The organism is Cocleimonas sp. KMM 6892 (genome assembly GCF_035798195.1).
In the GTDB taxonomy this organism is placed as follows: Bacteria; Pseudomonadota; Gammaproteobacteria; order Thiotrichales; family Thiotrichaceae; genus Cocleimonas; species Cocleimonas flava.
Map to the genome: position 1 here is coordinate 705,013 of NZ_JAPFBV010000001.1, position 20,446 is coordinate 725,458.

22 protein-coding genes are annotated in these 20,446 nt (G+C 41.4%); 13 read left to right on the forward strand and 9 right to left on the reverse strand.

The window, feature by feature from the left end; genetic code table 11:
• Positions 1 to 429 precede the first annotated feature (429 nt).
• Positions 430 to 3,291 (forward strand): RNA polymerase-associated protein RapA, encoded by a 2,862-nt coding sequence (rapA, locus tag OO007_RS03220; RefSeq protein WP_325807721.1) that lies wholly within the window; start codon positions 430 to 432, stop codon positions 3,289 to 3,291.
• Positions 3,292 to 3,356: 65 nt separating this feature from the next.
• Here the strand turns inward: rapA and queF are convergent, their stop codons facing one another.
• Positions 3,357 to 3,824, reverse strand: a complete 468-nt coding sequence (gene queF, locus OO007_RS03225) for a preQ(1) synthase (RefSeq protein ID WP_131904575.1) — start codon at positions 3,822 to 3,824, stop codon at positions 3,357 to 3,359.
• Between the two features lie 108 nt (positions 3,825 to 3,932).
• On the opposite strand from queF, the gene OO007_RS03230 reads away from it, so the two are divergent.
• The 9 genes from OO007_RS03230 (at position 3,933) to OO007_RS03270 (ending at position 12,077) form a co-directional block, all read left to right on the forward strand.
• Positions 3,933 to 5,315, forward strand: a complete 1,383-nt coding sequence (locus OO007_RS03230; protein ID WP_325807722.1) for a 1-acyl-sn-glycerol-3-phosphate acyltransferase — start codon at positions 3,933 to 3,935, stop codon at positions 5,313 to 5,315.
• 82 nt (positions 5,316 to 5,397) lie between these two features.
• A complete protein-coding gene (locus OO007_RS03235) occupies positions 5,398 to 5,910 on the forward strand; it encodes a YbgC/FadM family acyl-CoA thioesterase (protein ID WP_325807723.1) in 513 nt (170 codons plus the stop codon).
• A complete protein-coding gene (gene tolQ, locus OO007_RS03240) occupies positions 5,900 to 6,586 on the forward strand; it encodes a protein TolQ (protein ID WP_325807724.1) in 687 nt (228 codons plus the stop codon). Before OO007_RS03235 ends, tolQ begins: the two co-directional genes overlap by 11 nt.
• The gene (locus OO007_RS03245; protein WP_131904579.1) at positions 6,586 to 7,008 is read left to right on the forward strand and encodes an ExbD/TolR family protein; all 423 of its coding nucleotides are present in this window, start codon (positions 6,586 to 6,588) and stop codon (positions 7,006 to 7,008) included. Before tolQ ends, OO007_RS03245 begins: the two co-directional genes overlap by 1 nt.
• A gap of 32 nt (positions 7,009 to 7,040) precedes the next feature.
• On the forward strand, positions 7,041 to 8,507 hold the full coding sequence (tolA, locus tag OO007_RS03250; RefSeq protein ID WP_325807725.1) for a cell envelope integrity protein TolA: 1,467 nt from the start codon (positions 7,041 to 7,043) through the stop codon (positions 8,505 to 8,507).
• A 6-nt stretch (positions 8,508 to 8,513) separates the two neighbouring features.
• Positions 8,514 to 9,800, forward strand: a complete 1,287-nt coding sequence (gene tolB, locus OO007_RS03255) for a Tol-Pal system beta propeller repeat protein TolB (protein WP_325807726.1) — start codon at positions 8,514 to 8,516, stop codon at positions 9,798 to 9,800.
• Between the two features lie 92 nt (positions 9,801 to 9,892).
• Complete coding sequence (locus OO007_RS03260; RefSeq protein ID WP_325807727.1) at positions 9,893 to 10,525, forward strand: OmpA family protein; 633 nt, start codon at positions 9,893 to 9,895, stop codon at positions 10,523 to 10,525.
• Positions 10,526 to 10,618: 93 nt separating this feature from the next.
• A complete protein-coding gene (gene ybgF / locus OO007_RS03265; RefSeq protein ID WP_325807728.1) occupies positions 10,619 to 11,539 on the forward strand; it encodes a tol-pal system protein YbgF in 921 nt (306 codons plus the stop codon).
• A gap of 76 nt (positions 11,540 to 11,615) precedes the next feature.
• Complete coding sequence (locus OO007_RS03270) at positions 11,616 to 12,077, forward strand: OsmC family protein (protein ID WP_325807729.1); 462 nt, start codon at positions 11,616 to 11,618, stop codon at positions 12,075 to 12,077.
• A gap of 20 nt (positions 12,078 to 12,097) precedes the next feature.
• On the opposite strand, the gene OO007_RS03275 is transcribed toward OO007_RS03270, so the two are convergent.
• Together OO007_RS03275 and OO007_RS03280 are read right to left on the reverse strand one after the other, a co-directional pair.
• Positions 12,098 to 12,586: an SPOR domain-containing protein gene (locus tag OO007_RS03275; protein WP_325807730.1), complete on the reverse strand. Its 489-nt coding sequence runs from the start codon at positions 12,584 to 12,586 to the stop codon at positions 12,098 to 12,100.
• 129 nt (positions 12,587 to 12,715) lie between these two features.
• Positions 12,716 to 13,054 carry a hypothetical protein gene (locus OO007_RS03280; protein ID WP_325807731.1) on the reverse strand — a complete coding sequence of 113 codons (339 nt, stop codon included), beginning with the start codon at positions 13,052 to 13,054 and terminating at the stop codon, positions 12,716 to 12,718.
• A 3-nt stretch (positions 13,055 to 13,057) separates the two neighbouring features.
• Between OO007_RS03280 and OO007_RS03285 the strand changes: the two genes are divergently transcribed.
• Positions 13,058 to 13,693 carry a DsbA family protein gene (locus OO007_RS03285; protein ID WP_325807732.1) on the forward strand — a complete coding sequence of 212 codons (636 nt, stop codon included), beginning with the start codon at positions 13,058 to 13,060 and terminating at the stop codon, positions 13,691 to 13,693.
• A gap of 109 nt (positions 13,694 to 13,802) precedes the next feature.
• Here the strand turns inward: OO007_RS03285 and cysQ are convergent, their stop codons facing one another.
• Both cysQ and nudE read right to left on the reverse strand, forming a co-directional pair.
• Positions 13,803 to 14,639: a 3'(2'),5'-bisphosphate nucleotidase CysQ gene (gene cysQ, locus OO007_RS03290; RefSeq protein WP_325807733.1), complete on the reverse strand. Its 837-nt coding sequence runs from the start codon at positions 14,637 to 14,639 to the stop codon at positions 13,803 to 13,805.
• An 18-nt stretch (positions 14,640 to 14,657) separates the two neighbouring features.
• Complete coding sequence (gene nudE / locus OO007_RS03295) at positions 14,658 to 15,236, reverse strand: ADP compounds hydrolase NudE (RefSeq protein ID WP_325807734.1); 579 nt, start codon at positions 15,234 to 15,236, stop codon at positions 14,658 to 14,660.
• Positions 15,237 to 15,257: 21 nt separating this feature from the next.
• On the opposite strand from nudE, the gene yrfG reads away from it, so the two are divergent.
• Entirely contained in the window at positions 15,258 to 15,929 is a 672-nt protein-coding gene (gene yrfG, locus OO007_RS03300; RefSeq protein ID WP_325807735.1) for a GMP/IMP nucleotidase, read from the forward strand.
• A gap of 64 nt (positions 15,930 to 15,993) precedes the next feature.
• Here yrfG and ruvB read toward each other — a convergent pair whose 3' ends face one another.
• The 4 genes from ruvB to OO007_RS03320 form a co-directional block, all read right to left on the reverse strand.
• A complete protein-coding gene (ruvB, locus tag OO007_RS03305) occupies positions 15,994 to 17,052 on the reverse strand; it encodes a Holliday junction branch migration DNA helicase RuvB (protein WP_131904591.1) in 1,059 nt (352 codons plus the stop codon).
• Positions 17,049 to 17,642 (reverse strand): Holliday junction branch migration protein RuvA, encoded by a 594-nt coding sequence (gene ruvA, locus OO007_RS03310; protein WP_325807736.1) that lies wholly within the window; start codon positions 17,640 to 17,642, stop codon positions 17,049 to 17,051. The genes ruvB and ruvA overlap by 4 nt, the downstream gene beginning before the upstream one ends.
• A complete protein-coding gene (gene ruvC / locus OO007_RS03315) occupies positions 17,639 to 18,145 on the reverse strand; it encodes a crossover junction endodeoxyribonuclease RuvC (RefSeq protein ID WP_325807737.1) in 507 nt (168 codons plus the stop codon). Before ruvC ends, ruvA begins: the two co-directional genes overlap by 4 nt.
• Before the next feature lie 176 nt (positions 18,146 to 18,321).
• A complete protein-coding gene (locus tag OO007_RS03320) occupies positions 18,322 to 18,486 on the reverse strand; it encodes a rubredoxin (protein ID WP_131905052.1) in 165 nt (54 codons plus the stop codon).
• Between the two features lie 248 nt (positions 18,487 to 18,734).
• On the opposite strand from OO007_RS03320, the gene pilB reads away from it, so the two are divergent.
• Positions 18,735 to 20,444: a type IV-A pilus assembly ATPase PilB gene (pilB, locus tag OO007_RS03325; RefSeq protein WP_325807738.1), complete on the forward strand. Its 1,710-nt coding sequence runs from the start codon at positions 18,735 to 18,737 to the stop codon at positions 20,442 to 20,444.
• Positions 20,445 to 20,446: the final 2 nt, after the last annotated feature.

Sequence of the window (20,446 nt, forward strand, 5' to 3'; positions counted from 1 at the left end):
TTTTTATTATGTTGGTTTCCCACACAGAGAGGGTCTAACGACTCTTTCAGGCTTATTTTTGAGCCTTATCCGATTCATACTAGCAATTAAAAACACCCTCATCAAAACCATCCGACAAACGAAACATTTGCTGCTAAAGCACGAATTATCTTTTTTCTAAACTCGCTTCAAGTAACATGGTGTTACTCACGATAATCAAATTCGATGTTTAGATATTATTGTCAAAGCCACCCCCCACCTTTCGGGCGTTTTTTTCATCCCTTTTCTAAATGGTAAAACGTGCTGATGCGTGGCGAAATGACAACTCATTTTTGTTTTTTAAAAATGATATTGCGATTTATGCTCTGTAAGGCACTTTCTATAGATTTAAGCTTGACCTGCTGGTATTTTTATTCAGAATAGCCACCCTGATTTTTAGGACTAAAACGCATGATTAAAGAATTTCATCCCGGCCAACGTTGGGTTAGTAATACGGAAGCAGCGCTCGGCATAGGCTTTATCGAAAAGGTGGAGGGTCGTCATCTGACTATTATCTTTCCTGCTGTTGATGAAACTCGCGTTTATGCGACTGACAATGCTCCTTTGAATCGCGTTAAGTACCCTGTTGGTGAAGTGATCAGCACCGAAGGTGAAGGCAGTAAAATTAATATCACGGGTCATTCAGAGCATAATCATTGCATTGTCTATAAAGGCATCGATGAAAACGGTGAAGAAGTACAGATTCATGAGTTGGAACTGGATAGCTTTTCTCAGTTCAGTCAGCCACAAGATCGTTTATTTGCTGGCCAAGTAGATAAAACCACGCACTTTGAACTTCGTGTGGCTACACAAGAGCATCTGCATCGCCAGCAACAATCTGATAGCTACGGACTTGCTGGTCCACGTATTCAACCTTTGTCGCATCAGCTTTATATCGCTCATCAGGTGGCTCGTCGTCATGCTCCACGTGTGTTACTGGCCGATGAAGTTGGCTTGGGTAAAACCATCGAAGCAGGCTTGATTCTGCATCAACAAATTCTCACAGAACGCGTCAAGCGTGCGTTGATTGTTGTACCTGAAACACTCACTCACCAATGGCTTGTTGAAATGCTACGTCGCTTTAATCTGCACTTCACCGTGCTGGATGAAGAGCGATGTTTTGCGATTGAAGATGAAGGTGACGAAGAAACTCACATCAATCCCTTCGAAAGCGCCCAATTAGTCCTGTGCAGTTTATCTTTTCTTACTGAAAATCCAATGCGTCATCAGCAAGCGGTTGATGCTGGCTGGGATATGATGATCGTCGATGAAGCGCATCACCTTAACTGGAGTGAAAAACACATCAGTAATGAATACCTGTGCATTGAATCACTCGCTTCAAAAATTCCAGGCTTGTTATTACTTACAGCGACTCCTGAACAATTAGGTGTTGAGGGTCATTTCGCTCGATTACGCCTGTTAGACCCTGATCGTTTTTACGATTTACACAAATACGTCGAAGAAGAGAAAAACTACAAACCAGTCAATGATCTGGTGCAATGGCTGCAAGATGAAAACAGCGAACCTAACGATACGAAAATGCTCGCTGAACTAGAAAAATATCTCGGTAAAGAGGCTGTTGCCAGCTACCAAAAAGACTACGAAACCGATCACCTCATTCAAGATCTGCTGGATCGACACGGTACTGGCAGAGTACTTTACCGAAATACACGTGATTCAGTAGGTGGATTTCCAGAGCGCGAACTGCATAGCTATGCCTTGGAAGCGCCTGAGATTTACGCCGCTGACTCAAATGACCTTGAGCAACAATTACATCCTGAAAATGGACATGATGCCGACAACTGGTTAGCTGAAGACCCTCGAGTTGAGTGGCTAGAAGACTGGCTCATTGAAAATCCAAAAGACAAAGTACTGTTAATTTGTGCTCACGCTGAAACGGCTCTAGCGCTTGAGGAGCACTTACGTTTAAGAACGTCAATAAACGCGACTGCGTTCCACGAAGGCTTGAACATTATCGAGCGTGATAGAGCGGCTGCTTATTTTGCTGCACAAGCGAAAGATGGAGAGATCGGCGCGCAAATTCTTTTGTGTTCTGAAATAGGCAGTGAAGGCCGTAACTTCCAGTTTGCACATCACCTGATCTTATTCGATTTACCCCTAAATCCGGATTTATTAGAGCAACGTATTGGTCGTCTTGATCGAATTGGTCAAACCAGCACGATTAAAATTCACGCGCCTTATTTCAAAGATACAGCGCAAGAAAAATTGCTCAACTGGTATCACCAAGGCCTAAACGCTTTTCAGCATGTTTGCCCGGTGGGTCACAGCATTTTCGAAGTGTTCGAGAATGAATTACGCCGTGAATTGATTACTACAGACAATGATAACTTTGCAGACCTCATTACTCGAAGCAAAGCATTAGCAGATGAAACACTCGAGCAAATGCAGCAAGGTCGAGATCGATTATTAGAGCTAAATTCATGCAATAAAGAACATGCCGAAGAAGTCATCGATGAATTAATCACCACCATGAATACGGCAGAATTAAGCGGTTATATGGATGCGGTTTTTGATGAGTATGGTGTAGATCAGCAAGGTCATGGTATTGATAGCTTTATCCTTAAGCCAACCGATCACATGATCAATTCCGACTTTCCGGGCTTAAGCGATGAGGGTCTAACAGCCACTTATCAACGTGATTTAGCGCTATCTCGCGAAGACATGCACTTTATTAGCTGGGAACACCCGATGGTGACTGGCGCAATCGATATGATTTTAACCAGTGAATTTGGTAACGCGACGTTCTGCTCAATCGCACTGAAAAAAGCTCAAGTCCCTGCTGGAACACTGATTTTAGAGTCAATTTATACGATTAACTGTCCTGCACCAAGCTTCTTGCAAGTGCATCGTTATCTGCCTGTATCCAGCGTTAGAGTTGCGGTTGATAACCACAATCGTGATTTGAGTAAATTCCTTAAGCATCAACAGATTAATCAATTGGCAGAGCGTGTTAACAAACGCACTACGCAAGACTTAATCCAGCATGCGCGCCCTCAAATTCAAACATTGATCGATACTGCGAATAAATTAGCGAAGCCTCAACAAGCAAAAATCATTGAGGAAGCACAACAAAGATTTGCAGTGACAGCGAAAGACGATTTAGAAAGATTGCAGGCTTTGGCTAAAGTGAATCCGAATATTCGTGCTGAAGAAATTACGCAACTGGAAGAAAACCAGAAAGCATTAGCGGGTTATTTAGCCAATGCGCAATTAAAACTGGATGCGATTCGAGTGGCGCTGGTTACAGAATAACTCGATATTACTATTACAACTTCTATAAAAAACCCCCTCAAAGTAGGGGGGTGACTTATTCTATTTTAACCTCTGCCTCTATAAGGCGGAACGCCCTGCTCTGGCACCCAGACACCTTTCGGGATTTCGCCTTGCGCAAAAAATACGTCAATCGGTATTCCGCCACGTGGATACCAGTAACCGCCGATGCGTAACCACTTCGGGGCAATTTCATCAATAATGCGGCGCGCGATACTTACCGTACAATCTTCATGAAATGCGCCGTGATTTCTGAATGCACCAAGAAATAGCTTTAGTGATTTACTCTCTACCAATTTCTGATCTGGAATATAATCAATCATTAAATGGGCGAAATCGGGTTGAGCCGTCATTGGGCATAATGATGTAAATTCTGGCGCGGTAAAACGCACCACATAATCAACGTCTGACTGTGGATTTTCTACACTTTCTAAAATCGCAGTCTCTGGAGAATCAGGCAGTTTTGTATCCCCACCTAATTGTTGCAGGTTTTCATAGATGTTTTTATCGCTCATGCTATATCTCAAATTCAATTTAGCGAGATTATATCTAATTCCATCTCTCTATCTATAGCTACTTTTTAGACTGTAGGTAGTCAGACAAAGGTTTGCTATTATCCTTTCATGCAAGCACCTGATAAAAAACCACAAAAACAATCAAGAGTTAGACGTGGTTTTTTATCCGCATGGAAACGATTCGGGCGTTTTGTCATCAACACCTTCTACAGTCGTTTTGAAGTCAGCGGTGAAGAGACGATTCCGAATGATGCGGGCGTGATCTTGTGCGCTAATCATGTGAATGCATTGATTGACGGTGTTGTATTGCAAGCATCAACCAAAAGAAACATTCGCCCCTTAGCCCGCAGCGGTTTATTCAAAAACCCGATTCTCAGGCCTATTTTACAAACCATTGGCGCAGTGCCTATTTATCGACGCAATACTGAAACCAGCGATACCTCTAAAAACGAGGACAGCTTTTCTCAAGTTTATAAGCTGTTGGCTGAAAAAGAGACGATTGTTATTTTCCCTGAAGGGCAAAGCCACGCCAATCCTTATGTTCAGGAGATCAAAACAGGTGCAGCGCGTATGGCGCTTGGGGCAATCAAAGCAAATGGCGTTGCCCCTGTCGTTATTCCTGTAGGCATGACTTTTACACGAAAGAAGCGTGCTAGAACCGAAGTTTTAGTACGTTATGGTAAAGCCATTGATCTTTCTGTAGATGAAGAAATGAGCGAGCAAGATGCCGTTCGCTTGATAACTTTACGCGTCAAACAAGGCATTGAGTCGGTTACCTTAAATACTAAATCCTGGAAAGACATGGCATTGGTTCATCGACTAGAACGCTTTTTTGCGCTGCGCGGCGGCAAACGACGAAAAACCAGTCTCACTCAACGTTTTACCGCACTTCAAAGACTCATAGAAGCACAGGATTTATTACAACAGCACGAGCCAGACAAAGTACGCAGCCTGATGAGCAAAATGCGTATGTTCGAACGCCTCTGTGATGCCTGCGGCATCGACCATTATCACCTTGCGGTTAATTACAAACCGCTATTTTTGATCCTATACACCTTAAGAACTCTGGGTATCGTATTGATCGGTTTCCCAATTGCGCTATGGGGGATTCTAAACAGTATTATCCCGTTTAAGCTTACAGAATATTTAACCCGAAAATTATCAAAAGACGTAGATCAGTACGACACAGCGCGTGTTCTGATTGGGATGTCTGCCTTTAGTTTATTCTGGGGAATCCAGAGCTATCTGATATACGATAACTTCAGTTTGCACTGGGCGATTATCTATCTCACCAGTCTTTTTATCAGCGCGGTGGTCGCGATATCATTACAAGGAGAATACCGCTGCACACTGGTTAATCTGAAAGTGTTTTTCCTGTTTATGCGCAAGCAAGACCTCAAGGCTTACTTAGAAACGAAAAGAGATGAATTAGAAGTGGAATTGGCTCAAATGGTTCGTATAGCGAAACGTTTATCTAAAACTGAAAAGTAGATAATAAATGAAAGCCACCCCCCTACTTTGGAGACCTTTTTTCATTTAATCACTTCTAAGAAGTATGTGATAGGATTGCGCCATGACAGATATAAATAGATCAAAAAACAAGCAAGCAATCGCTAAACCCATTCATTCAGACACATTTACTTTCCCGGTTCGTGTCTACTACGAAGACACCGATGCAGGTGGTGTTGTGTATCATTCGAATTACATCAGTTTCTTCGAAAGAGCCCGTACTGAGTGGCTTAGAAGCCTGGGTTATGAATTGGATGTGCTCTCTGAAGAGCAGCATGTCATCTTCGTGGTAAAAGCGCTCAATTGTGATTATTTACGTCCTGCGCTATTTAATGACGAACTTTTTGTCTCCGCTGAAATCTTAAAGCTGGGAAACACCAGTATCACCTTTGAACAAAAGATACTTCGTGAAGTAAAAGATGACGCTGTAAGAGATGATGCTGAAGAAAAAACAACAGAAAAACTTTACGAAACATTAGCAATTGGAAATGTCACCGTAGTCAGTGTGGATACCATTAAGTTCAAGCCTAAACGCGTGCCAAAAAATATTTTAGAGAGAATACAAAATGTCATTTGACCAAACTATTTTAAAACTCATTATGGACGCCAGCCTTATCGTTAAGGTGGTGATGGCCATTTTAGTTTTAGCTTCACTCGCATCATGGACATTGATGTTGATAAAAAGCAGTCAATTGAGCAAAGCACAGAAAAGACTCGAAATTTTTGAAGACCGCTTCTGGAGTGGAATATCTCTAAACAAACTCTATAGCGATCTTGCTAATCGTAGCGATAAAGATGGCATGGCGGCCATCTTTTTTAATGGCTATCACGAATATGCGCGCTTAAACAAAGGTGCAACACCTAGGCACTTACCGCCAACTGATACAGCCCACCGAGCCATGCGAGTTGCAGAAACCCGCGAAATGGATAAGCTTGAACAAAACCTGTCTTTCTTAGCAACCGTCGGTTCTACCAGTCCGTATATTGGTCTGTTCGGAACGGTATGGGGAATCATGAATTCATTCATTTCTTTAAGTGAAATGAAACAGGCAACGCTAGCGGTAGTCGCTCCCGGAATTGCAGAAGCCTTGATTGCAACTGCAATTGGTTTATTCGCGGCGATTCCTGCGGTAATTGCCTACAACCGGTTCAGCGATAAAGTCGATCGTATAGCCGTTCGTTATGAAAACTTCCGTGAAGAATTTACCACCTTGTTAGAGCGCCAGGCGCACATCAAGAAGGATGCTCAGTAATGTCTCGTCGTTTTAAAAAACGCCGCGCTATGGCAGAGATGAACGTCGTACCTTATATCGACGTCATGCTCGTGCTATTGGTCATCTTTATGGTAACGGCTCCAATGATGCAATCTGGCGTTAATGTGAATATGCCAGACGCCGATGCAGCGATGTTAGAGAGCGACAGCAAGCAACCGCCTCTGTATATATCAATCAGGGAAAATGGGGAAATAAGCCTTGGGGAGTCAGATGAGGTGATTAGTACCACTGAACTAACCGAACAAATGAAAGGTCAATTAGGTGAGACAGGAACACGTCCTGTATACATACGCGCAGATGGTAACGCGATACATACTTATGTAACACGAGCCATGATTGCAGCGCAAAAAGCAGGCGCAAAAAAGATCAGCTGGATGACAGATCCAGAATCTAATAATTAATACATTATCTACAAGATAAGCAATAAAAAGACATGTTAAAAGTACTATTAAGACACCCGGGGGCAGTACTAGGCGCAATTATTTTGCACCTGTTATTGGGTGGATTATTCTTTTTCAGTTTTGATTGGTCCGAGAAGCCAGATCTTCACGAAGCCGGAATTCCAATCGCGATTATCACCGAAGGTTCTTTAGAAACTCAGGCAAATAATGTTGCCGAGGAAGAATCAGCAAAACCGTCTGAAAAACAAATTATCAAAGAGAAACAAGAAGCAGCGGATGCCAGGGAAAAGGCAGAGAAACTAGAACAACAAAAAATCGCTGAAGCGCAGAAAAAAGCCACCGCGGAAAAAAAGGAAATAGCAAAAAAACAAGCCGAAGCACAAAAGAAAGCTGAGGCTGAAAAACAAAAAGCGGCACTAGCAGCAGCTCAAGCATTAAAACTGAAAAAAGAATCCGACAACAAAAAACGTCTTCAGTTAGAAGCTAAACAGGAAGAAGAACGTCTGGAACGCGAAGCCGCAGAGCAAGAAAAAGCGATCGCAGAACGAGAAGCCCAAAGAAAAGCAGATGAGGCAGAAAAAGCTCAAGCTGAAAAAGCACAGGCTGAAGCGGAAGCTAAGGAACAAGAGAAAAAAGAACAGGCGGCAAAATTAGAAGCTGAACAAATAGAAAAAGAGAAAGCTCGCGAAAAAGCGGAAAAATTAGTTGCTAAAAAAGCGGCGGAAAAAAAGGCAGAAGAAAAAGCCGAAAAAGAAGCTGAACGCAAAGCTCAAAAACTTGCTGAAAAGAAAGCTAAAGACAAAGCCAAGAAAGAAGCGGCAAAGAAAGAAGCCGCTAAGAAAAGAGCAGAAGAAAAGAAACAGGAACGGCTAGCCAAAGAAAAAGCTGAGAAAAAAGCCGCAGCACTCGCAGCCGAGCGCAAAAAAGAGAAAGAGGCTGAAGAAGCTGCCGAACGCAAACTCGCAGAAAAGAGAAAAGCAGAGGAAGCAGAACGTGCTAAGGCTGCGAAAGAAAAAGCGGAAAAAGAAGCGGTAGCCAAAGCTGCAGCAGAAAAGGCTAAACGTGAAAAAGCTGAAGCATTAGCGGCAAAGAAAGCGGAATATCATCGTAAATGGCAAGAAGCTCAAGCGAAGAAAAAAGCAGAAGCCGCCGCCGCAGATGCCAAAAGAAAATCTGATGCAGAAGCAGCAGCTAGAAACAAATCGTTAGAAAAAGCTAAATACGGTGCTTTGGTTTCATGGGGTGGAAAAATACAGCAACACGTAAAAAGGCGTTGGCATCCACCTCCAGGAACAAAGGGAGAACAGGCAAAAGTTAGAATCACCATTTCTAATAGTGGCTTTATTTCAAGCGGGATACAGATAAAATCCTGTAGTGGCAATCCTGAGTTTTGCGCATCGGTGAAAGAAGCGTTCGAACGCTCAGAACCGTTACCCAGACCGCCGAGCAAATATAATTTAAGCAAATCAGATCGAACTATTACGTTTAAAATGGACTAATCAATTATGATTAAAAAATTTCTATCGCATTTTCTATCCCCTTCTCTATCCCGTTTGCTATTGCAACCCGTAGCGCTTGTCGTTTTACTTGCTAGCAGCGTCCCTGCGCTTGCAGAGTTAGAATTAACGATCTCTAAAACCAGCGACGACGGTATTCCTATATATATCGGGAATATTCCCGGTGGCGCGACAGGTGTGATTGAAGGTGATCTTAAACGTAGTGGTCGTTTCACTATCATTGAGCGTTCAAAAATAACTAACTTAAGCGCTTTTGGTGGAGAATTAAATGGCGGTGAATACAACGATATTACAGATTATATTGTTCGTGGCAAAGAGCATGAAGGCGGTCTTCAAGTTGAATTAATCAGCACTTCTGATAATGCTAAAACAACCTATACCATCTCTAAAAATACCAATCCTCGACGTGTTTTCCATAAAGCGGCTGACAAAATTTACGAAAAAATCACTCGTGAAAAAGGGGCATTTGATACGCGTTTGGCTTATGTAACGGTTACCAATAAAACCAGCGACAATCGTCAATTTAGATTATATGTTTCTGATGCTGATGGGCATAAACCACAGGTTATTTTAACCTCCAAGCAACCCATTATGTCTCCAGCGTGGTCTCCAGATGGCAAAAAACTAGCTTATGTCTCTTTTGAAGATAATAGTTCTGCTATTTATGTTCAGGATATTTTCACCGGAGAAAAGTTTATGCTTTCTTCTCGCGAAGGGAGCAATAGCGCGCCTGCATGGTCTCCTGATGGTACCAAAGTAGCCATGAGTCTTTCATTTAATGGAAGCCCAGATATTTACATAGTTGATGCCAAAAGTGGCGATTTTACCCGCGTAACAACCTCATCGGCGATTGATACCGAACCTAGCTGGAGTGGCACAAATTCGATCGTTTTTACCTCTGACCGAGGTGGCAGCCCGCAGCTGTATCAAATTGCGGCAACAGGCGGCAAAGCCAAAAGACTGACTTTTGATGGCAAATACAACAGTGCTGCTGATATCGCCAACAAGAAACTGGCATTTATCACAGGAAATCGTGGTGCGTACAATGTAGCTATTAAATCACTGAGCGGAGAAGGTAAAGACTTCCTGTCAAATGGCACCTTAGACGAGTCACCCACTCTGTCTCCTAATGGCGCGATGGTTGCATACACAACCATGAAAAACGGGGAAAACTCGCTAGCGGTTGTCAGTGATAACTCAAAAGCGAGACAGTTTCTAACCTCTCCAGTTGGTGATATCAGAGAGCCTGCATGGTCTCCTTATTTAAATCACTAATTTTACTGAAAAAATTAAAGTCACTAAGCTTAAGTCACCAACCTTATGTGATTAATATATAATCAAATTCACACGCAAGAAAGGAATCAAATATGAGAAGTATCAGAACAAAGTTAGTTTTTTTACCTATTCTACTATCGGCATTAACCATTGTTGGTTGTAGTAGTCAGAATGTAGATAAAGATACTACCGCTGATGGTTCTATCACCAGCTCAACTACCACTGAAGATGGCACTAAAACCGGAACAGTAGGCGCTGGTGGCGCTTCAGGTGTTAATTCTAAAGATAGCCAGGGTGATCGTTCTAACTTTAATTATTTACCCGGTGAAAATAACGGTAATAATACAAATGATATTACGTTAGCTGGGTTAAACAACCCTGATAACTTACTTTCACAACGAATCATTTACTTCGATTATGATAAAGCCGCTATTCGCCCAGAGTACATGGTGCTAATCAATACGCACGCTAAACTACTGGCAAAATACCCTAGCCTTAAAATGCGTCTGGAAGGCCACGCTGATGAACGTGGATCACGTGCATATAATGTGGCATTATCCGAGTCACGTGCGCAATCGGTAAAGAATATTATGGGCGTTCAAGGGGCACTTAGTTCGCAAATAAAAACCATAGGTTACGGTGAGGAAATCCCGATAGTACGTGGACAATCTCAAGAGTCTTGGCAGAAAAACCGTCGTGTTGAAATCAAATACGATGACTATTGATTATCAATAGATGACAAGCCATAGAACTAAATGGGCTAGATCGAAACAAACAGATCGAAAATAATAGATGAATAAAATAATGAAAGGAATCCTATGAAAAACTTAAGCTTAGGGCTAATCCTGGGTTTATTTGTATTTTTTACTCCGAGTTTTGCTGAAGTAAACACGGAGTCAATCATCCAAATTTTTCAGCGCTTAGAAACGTTAGAGCAGAAAACCAGAGAGCTTCACGGTGAAAATGAAGTACTCACCAATCAAATCGAACAATTAAAGAAAACCCAGAAACAGGGTTTTCTTAATGTTGACGAACGTATTGATGAGCTTTCTAACACCATTAAAGCCAGTAGTAGTAGTCAGGGCGCAGCCAGCTCAGAAACAAAACCTGAGCCGACAGTGAAAGTGGTTGACCCCAAACCTGCCGTTGCAACTCCTGCAGCAACACCTGAGAAAAAAGAAACTCCTGTAGCAAAACCTGAAGTGGCGAAACCTTCTGTACAAACACCTCCTGCGGCCAAAACACCAGCTGCTGAGAAACCTGCAGCGGCAAAAACAGAGGAAGCTAAACCCGAGCCAACTGCGAGCACCACAGCATCAGGATCTAGTCAGTCAAGCCCTAGAGCACCGACAGATTACGAGAAAGAAACCTATCAAGCTGCGTTTAATAAGATGGGTTCTTCACCTACTGCTGCAACCAAAGCATTTCAAGAATACATAAAAATGCAGCCAAATAGTCCACTTGCAGCTAATGCGCAGTACTGGATTGGTGAGATCATGTACTCGCACAATAACTACAAAGGTGCGGTAGATGAATTTATCAAGGTTTTACAAAAGTATAAGAACAGTAACAAAGCCCCTGATGCTGCAATCAAACTGGGCTATAGCTTTTATGCACTAAAAAACTGGCCTTACGCGCGAAGAACCTTTGAAGATGTTTTGAAATATTTCCCTAAAAATGAGAATGCAGTGAAACTGGCAACTCAACGCCTAGAGAAGATGAAGGCGGCGGGTCATTAATAGTTTTCAGTCAATTTTGACCTGAAAAATACCCCCAAAGTAGGGGGGTGGCTTATGAAATTACGAGGCCTTCAATATGAATAACGCTTCACACTATAACGCCACTGTCGTCTGGCAACGTGGCTCTCAAACTTTTTCCGATAATAAATATAGCCGTGCCCATCAATGGGTATTTGATAGCGGCACGAGTATCGCCGCATCCTCATCTCCACATATTGTTCCCCTGCCCTATTCTGTGGACGAGAATATCGACCCAGAAGAAGCTTTCGTCGCTTCGCTATCCAGTTGCCATATGTTGTTCTTTTTATCCTTCGCAGCGAAAAATAAATGGATCATTGATAGTTATGAAGATAGCGCCAGTGGTACTTTAGAGAAAAACGAAGAAGGTAAGTTAGCGATGACGAAAGTCGTGCTAAACCCTGAAATCAAGTATTCAGGGGAAACACCCTCGAAAGAGCAAGAGGCGGAAATCCACCACCTTGCTCACGAAGCATGCTTTATTGCTAATTCTGTAAAAACAGTCGTTGAAATCAAATAATCTCAAGCTGTTTCCATCACTTAGTTTGGCTTGTAAATAACCAGACTTGTTTTAACAAACGGATTCTGCGGATAACGACGCACCACTTTATCTTTTACCGCGACTGCTTCTGGTTTATGGCTATAAGGTCCAAGGCGGACTTTATAAATCGTCCGGCCTTTTGACTGACTTGCCAAAACAAATGCCGAATAACCGTCGCGCGCAAAATCATTCATAACCGTTTCTGCTTGTTCCAGCTGCTTCGTTGCCATTAGCTGTACGCCATACCCTTTGAAGCTATCAGAACCTGAGAACTTATTGGAAATAGTACTTTTTAATGAGGTAAATTTTTTCGCGTTGATCAAGCCTTTATCATTCGCAATATAAGCCCCATAAGCAATGCCACCAATGACGATCATAAGCATCAATTTACTTAAAATAGAACCGGTCTGTTTAGTTAAAGGCTTACGCCCGCAATAGGCTTTTTTACCTTGTAGAGCCGAAATATTCGGCGAGGTTTTCTTATTCATTTTTATATCCCCTAATGGATTTACCATTAAGAGTTATATTACTAGAGAGAACATTTATGCAAGATTAACGATAATTAAGACACTCGTATCCGTAAAATATGCCCCAAAGTAGGGGGGTGGCTTTTGCTCTTATTTAGGGCTTTCAAAGAAAATATAGGACGTGGAATAATCACTAAATTCAAAATAGATTTTTTTCTTTTCATCTGCATCAACAATATCATTCAGGTTTTTGTCGAGATACCCATATCCATATCGATAAGGTCGATGCTCCTCATTACCAGTTCCACCTGCTGTACTTAGCTTATCTATTTTAATAAAGCGTCTGACTAATTTCTCTCCTGCGTATACTTCAAGTATCCCATTGGTTCCTGTCCAGTTATTTAATGCTCTACCGAGCTGGTTTTGGGTTTCCTGAGTACAGCCTGCCAGTGCGACTAAAATTGCGATAATAAAAAGTTTTTGTTTCATAAAATGTCTCCTATACTTGTCTTCATGATACTTTACTATGTGCATGACCCAATGTGTAGCTGGTGCTGGGGCTTTAGCCCTACCTGGTCTAAAATTCGAACGCAACTTCCTGACAATATTGAAGTGAAATACTTGTTGGGTGGACTCGCTCCTGACTCTGACGAGCCGATGCCAGAGCAAATGCAGGAAGCGATTGCAGGCTACTGGAAACGAATCCAGCAACATATTCCCGGAACTAAATTCAACTTTGATTTTTGGCAAGAATGCGAACCGAGAAGATCGACCTACCCTTCTTGCAGAGCGGTAATTGCAGCACGAAAGCAAAAACCAGAAATCGAGCGCAAGATGATCGATGCTATTCAAAAAGCCTATTATCTGAAAGCAAAAAACCCCTCTAATGATGAAACATTAATCGATATTGCAGAATCATTAGGCTTAGACAAAGAAGCTTTCTCAGCCGACCTTAATTCAGCTGAAACCCAGCAACAACTTGAAGAAGAAATGACCTTTGCCAGACAAATTGGCGCGCAGGGATTTCCGAGCATGATGCTGGAGATAGAGGGTAGATATGAATATCTACCACTGGATTATAACGACTCGAGTAAGACACTCGAACTGCTAAACCAAATAAATACCTAGAAGAAAAACCTTTAGGTCACCCCCCTACTTACGAATGCTATTTACGTTTTTGTTCTTTTAAAACGTAAATAGCATTTATGCTCCGCGAGTGGGCGCTTTACATTATCAATTACGAATCAATCAAAGACTTGGGAAGGTACTTATTCCAGGCGACTGTGTTATTACCTATGGCAAAGAAATATGGGTTTAATAATGAATCTTTAGTGTTGTAGAGTAACGGCGACATATCAATGTTCACGATTTTTCCACCCGCTTCATTCAATATACAGTGAGCTGCAGCAGTGTCCCATTCTGAGGTTAGCCATAATCGCGGATACAAATCAGCATTACCTTCAGCCACCATACACATTTTTAGTGAACTACCCATGCTCTGCAGATCATACTGGCCATTATCTGCTTCGTAATTTTCCAGAAACTTAACCATATCTTCGCCCGTATGCGAACGACTGCCGACGAAAATAGCAGTATCCGGCACATCACGAGAATGAATCGCTTCTGGTTCAGTCGAGCTTTTATCGCTAGTCTTAAAACTCCCAAGACCTTTGCCAGCAAAATAACTTAAACCCAAAGCAGGCGCATAAACAACACCCAGAATAGGTTTATGTTGATCAATTAAAGCAATGTTTACGGTAAAGCTATCCCTTCGATTGATAAACTCTTTAGTACCATCCAAGGGGTCGACCAGCCAGTAGGTGTCTCTTGACGCTCTCTCTTCAAAAGGAAGATGAGCTGACTCTTCTGAGAGGATTGGAAATTGCAGGTCCAATTTTTTTAATTCTTCGTCGATGAATTTATTTGCTGCAAGGTCTGCCGATGTTACAGGGGAATCATCAGATTTAGTTTCTGTGTCGAAACCACTCTTATAAATCTCCATTATTTTTTCACCCGCACCTACTGCGATACGACGAATTTCTGGCAATAATATTGATAGCTGTTCTTGATTCATTTCTTCGGCTCTTATCGTTTATGGATTTTTAGCTAAGTGTTGTTTTAATAAATACACAGCCGCCACACTTCTACCTTCCGCAAAATCATCTCTTTCTATGAGCTGATCTATTTCACTTAACTTCCACGGAACCACTTCAATTTCTTCAGGTTCGTCACCTTCTTCACGACGTTCAGATAAATCTTCAGCTAAAATAATATTAGTTACATGTCCCAAATAACCAGGCGCTAAACTCAATGCTTTTAACAAGGTTAGTTTGGCTGATTGATAACCAACTTCTTCCATAATTTCGCGATTAGCTGCATGCAGGGTTTCTTCGCCAACTTCCACTTTGCCCTTAGGAAAAGCTAATTCATAGCGTTCTGTACCCGCTGCGTATTCACGAATCAATAGCACTGTGTCTTCTTGACCCTCTTTTCTCAGGATAGGGACAATAAGCACTGCGCCAACGCCACGACTGACTAATCGTTCATATTCTCTTTTTTCGCCGTTTGAAAACTCGAGATCCAATGCTTCTATTTCAAATAAACGGCTACTGGCAACTTTTCTGGTTTGATGTATGGTGGGTAACTTATTTTTCAATTTTTGATCGCTCATGGCTGAGGAGTTTACAGGCAGATGAAAGCAATTCCTATTGATTGGCAAAACATATCTACCGTTTTTCTCGATATGGACGGCACCCTTTTGGATTTACATTATGACAACCACTTCTGGCTAGAACATATCCCTAAACGCTATGCAGAAAAGCACGGTTTGAGCATTAATGAAGCAAGTGAGCTGCTAGAGAAAAAGACATCTGCGATTGCTGGCACTCTAGACTGGTATTGTCTTGATTACTGGCAAGATAATCTGGATATGGATATTGTGAGTCTAAAACATGAAGTGGCAGAAAAAATTGCTATTCGTGAAAATGTAGTGGAATTTCTTGAACATCTTCGAGCGCTGAATAAAAGAATTGTGTTGCTTACAAATGCGCACAAAAAAACCATTGAGGTAAAGTTTTCATACGTTTCTATAGAACAATATTTTGATCGTATTATCACTTCTCACGATATTGGAATCGCCAAGGAAGAAGATGGTTTTTGGGATGAACTCGAGAAGACTGAAGCTTTTTCGCGAGAACAAAGTTTATTTATAGATGATAATTTAGATGTTTTAAAAGCAGCGCAAAAATCTGGAGTAAAACATTTACTATCAATTTCTAGACCAGATTCTAATCAAGCCGCTAAAGACACGGAACATTTTATAGCTGTAGATTGCTATTCCCAATTATTAACGAGTAATAATTAATTAAAAAAGTGCCCTAAAGGTGGGGGGTGGCTTTCTTGATTTAACTTCTAGTTACAAAAGGTCGTTATAGTAGATCGCCACTCTCTTGAGAGCTTTTAGGAGCATTTAAACCAAAATGCTGCCAAGCATGGCGTGTTGCAACACGGCCTCTTGGTGTACGCATTAAAAATCCTTGCTGAATTAAGAATGGCTCAATCACATCTTCTATAGTGCCGCGCTCTTCACCAATTGCGGCCGCAATACTTTCAACGCCTACTGGACCACCATCAAATTTTTCCATAATAGCAAGCAAGACGCGTCGATCCATGTGATCGAAACCTAAATTATCGACATTGAGCATATTCAGTGCCAGATCTGATATTTCCTTGGTGATTTTCCCGTCTGACTTTACCTGAGCATAATCACGAACACGTCGGAGAAGTCTATTCGCTATACGAGGTGTGCCTCGTGATCGGCAGGCAATCTCTGCGGCACCATCGTCGTTAATTTCTACATTAATGATTCCTGCAGCTCTTTTAACAATATGCGTGAGGTCTTTGACATTATAGAACTCAAGTCGCTGCACAATCCCAAAGCGGTCTCTTAACGGAGAGGTCAATAACCCTGCTCGTGTCGTAGCACCGACCAATGTAAATGGAGGGAGGTCTAATTTTATGGACCTTGCTGCAGGTCCTTCTCCGATCATGATGTCCAGCTGAAAGTCTTCCATAGCTGGATATAAAATCTCTTCAATCACTGGACTTAAACGATGAATTTCGTCAACAAACAACACATCATTTTCTTCAAGATTGGTCAATAATGCAGCTAAATCACCGGCTTTTTCTAAAACAGGTCCAGAGGTTTGTCGCAGGTTTGCGTTCAATTCATTCGCAATAATGTGTGAGAGCGTCGTTTTACCTAAACCCGGAGGCCCAAAAATAAGCACATGATCCAGCGCTTCGCCACGTGCTTTTGCTGCTGGAATAAATATTTCCATCTGCTCACGAACGGTTGGCTGCCCTACATAATCTTTCAGGTATTTTGGGCGTATCTTTTCTTCAATATCATTGGTCGCATCATCTAGACCGGCAACAGGTGAGATTATACGATCACTACCGAAGTCGTTGAATGGATCGTCACTCACGATAGGCTTGCCTTAAGTGCTTTTCGTACGATTTCTTCTACAGACAATCCATCACTTGAATATTTTGAGACCATTTGGCTCGCATGAGTTGGTTTGTAGCCTAAAGCGAGAAGTGCTGCGGTCGCTTCATCTTCCATGTTTCTTGCAGAAACAGGAATTGAAACGTCGGCTTCTAATTGCGCGGATGGCTCTGGTAAACGATCTCGCATTTCTATAATCAATCTTTCTGCGGTCTTTTTACCAACCCCGGGTAATTTGGTTAAACCTGCAACATCATTAGCATGAACACGCTGAGAGAATTCGTTTGCAGTCATCCCTGAAACAATAGCAAGCGCCATCTTAGGGCCGACACCATTAACTTTTAATAAGGTCCGGAAAAGTGCGCGTTCTTCTACCGAACTAAAAGCATAGAGCGTGTGCGCATCTTCTCTAACAATCAGGTGTGTATATAAAGTAACTTCATTATCTATCTCTGGAAGATCGATAAACGTTGTCAGTGAAGCAAGTAGTTCATAACCAACACCACCCACATCTAATAATAATTCTGGTGCTTGCTTTTGCAAGATATTACCGCGTAATAAACCAATCATTTCGACATTGTTTCCATAGCTTGTTGTAATCGTATTTTAGTTGAGCCGACATGCGCGTGACTCAGAGCTATTGCTAAACCATCTGCTGTATCTGATTGCAGTTTACCTGAAAGATTTAGCAGTAATTTAACCATATGTTGTACTTGTGATTTATCTGCGTTTCCTTTCCCCACAACTGCTTGTTTTATTTCGCGAGCACTGTATTCATAAACGGGAATATCCTGCATCACAGTTGCGCAGATTGCTGCTCCTCGAGCCTGCCCCAGTTTTAATGCAGAGGAGGGGTTGTTCGATAAGAACACATCTTCAATTGCCATTTGTGTTGGCTTGAATTCTCTAATGATTAATTCAATTTCTTTATATATTTTACCCAAACGCAAAGGAAATGCATCATTGCCTAAACGAATACAGGTACTGTAAACATGCTGACTGTAACGCCCATCACTATCAATAATCCCAATACCTGTAATTCTTGAGCCTGGATCTATTCCGAGAATTCTCATAATAAAACCAGTTTAACGTTTAGAGGAAGTGATACAGGAACATGTTAAAGAGATCTTTGTAGTGCAGCTTCTCTCTTTCTTTTTTTTATTAATCATTCTTTCCCCTAATTATCATTTTGATTCAAATAATAACATAGAAGGGGAAAAGTGAGATAATTGAGCGCTATCCTTGAAGATTAAATTTCAATCATTTCAAATTCTGACTTACCGACGCCGCAATCAGGGCATTCCCAGTTTTCCGGAACATCTTCCCACTTGGTTCCTGGTGCAATCCCATCCTCTGGCCACCCTTGTTCTTCCTCATAAACAAGCCCGCAAACAATACACATATATGACTTCATGGTTTTAATCTCATCAATATCTTTTAAATAATTCTTAAGCATGGAGGTGGAAACCACAATTTCAAATATTCTCTATTTTAACTAGGGTTATCAATGGATTTTCTATAACTACAATTTAATAATTAAAATGAAAACTACCGATTATCTTGAGAATCTTCCAAATCTTCTTGAGTAACTTTAGAATGCTTAATGTGTCTACCTAAATAAATCTAATAATAAAATAATAGAGACAGAGTCCTTAAATAATAATGACAACGGTTCAAAACAAAAATCTTCCCAGCCTACTAAAGAAATTAGTTGCTGATAAGAAACTAGCCCAAGACGTCGCAGAAAAAGCTGTTGCTGATTCGACTGAAAGGGGTGTTTCTATCACGACGCATTTGGCTCAGCGGAAATTAGTCGATGAAAACGATCTTGCTGTTTATAACAGTAAAGAGTTCGGCCTGAGTCTGGTAGATATTGACACCATAGAAATAGCTATGGATGTTGAAAATTTACTCCCGAAAGAAATGATGCGGAAAACTCAGCTTTATCCGCTATTCAGAATGGGCAAAGCGATTACAATTGCTGTAGCTGATCCTTTCTTTCTCTCCCACTTAAGTGATGTCAGATTTGCTACAGAGTTAATGCCAGAGCCTGTCATCGTTGAATACTCTAAATTACAAAAACTTTTGAATCCTGACTACAGTGATTCTGCCGTTAGTTCAGGAATGACCATTTCTTCTGATACAGCGGCCCAAGATCTTGTAATTGAGACCAATGAACTAGAATCAGAAGAGGAAGAAGATGATTCTGGTGTGGATGTTACTGAGTTCTTAAATGAACTTTTATCACATGCTATTAAAAAGAAGGTTTCGGATATTCATATCGAACCTTATGAGAAAATTTTACGCGTAAGGTTCCGCTTGGATGGAATGTTACAAGTGGTAAGTATGCCACCAAAAGCTCTGGCGAGAAAAATGACATCTCGTATTAAAGTCATGGCTCAGCTAAATACTTCTGAAAGACGTATACCGCAAGATGGTCGTATTCACTTCAGAATGGGTGAAGATAAATATATCGATTTTCGTGTAAATACATTACCGACTTTATACGGTGAAAAGATCGTAATGCGTATCCTCGATTCTGATACCGCAGCTCTAGGCATCGACGTACTTGGCTTTGACGACAAACAAAAAAGCGACCTTTTAGTAGCGCTAGGTAAACCAGATGGAATGATTCTGGTAACAGGGCCAACCGGTAGTGGTAAGACGGTAACCTTATATGCAGGTCTAAATATTCTCAATACTTCAGAGAGAAATATCTCTACTGCTGAAGATCCTGCGGAAATTCAAGTACCTGGCATTAATCAGGTCAACGTAAATAATAAAGTCGGCCTTACCTTTGCAAGTGCACTAAGGGCTTTTTTACGTCAAGATCCAGATATCATAATGGTTGGTGAGATTCGAGACCTTGAAACTGCAGAAATTTCTGTGAAAGCCGCACAAACAGGTCACTTGCTGTTATCAACCCTACATACAAATAGCGCTCCAGAAACACTGACTCGTTTAATCAATATGGGTGTTCCGGCATTTAATATTGCATCCTCAGTTCATTTAATCGTTGCTCAACGCCTTGCTCGAAGATTATGTAAGGAATGTAAGGTTTTAGTTGAAGATGTTCCAAAACAGGCCCTCATTCAGCTTGGGTTCGATGAGCAAGAGATAGAATCTATTGAAATTTACGAACCCAATGGATGTGGTGAGTGTGCAAATGGCTATAAAGGCCGTGTAGGTATCTATCAAGTGATGCCTATTTCTACAAAAATGGAAACCATGATTATGGATGGTGCTAATTCATTGGAATTAGCAGCACAAGCAAAATTAGAAGGGATCAACGATTTAAGACAATCAGCATTAAACAAAGTAAAACAAGGGGTCACCTCTTTAGCTGAATTAGAACGTGTCACGAAAGATTAATA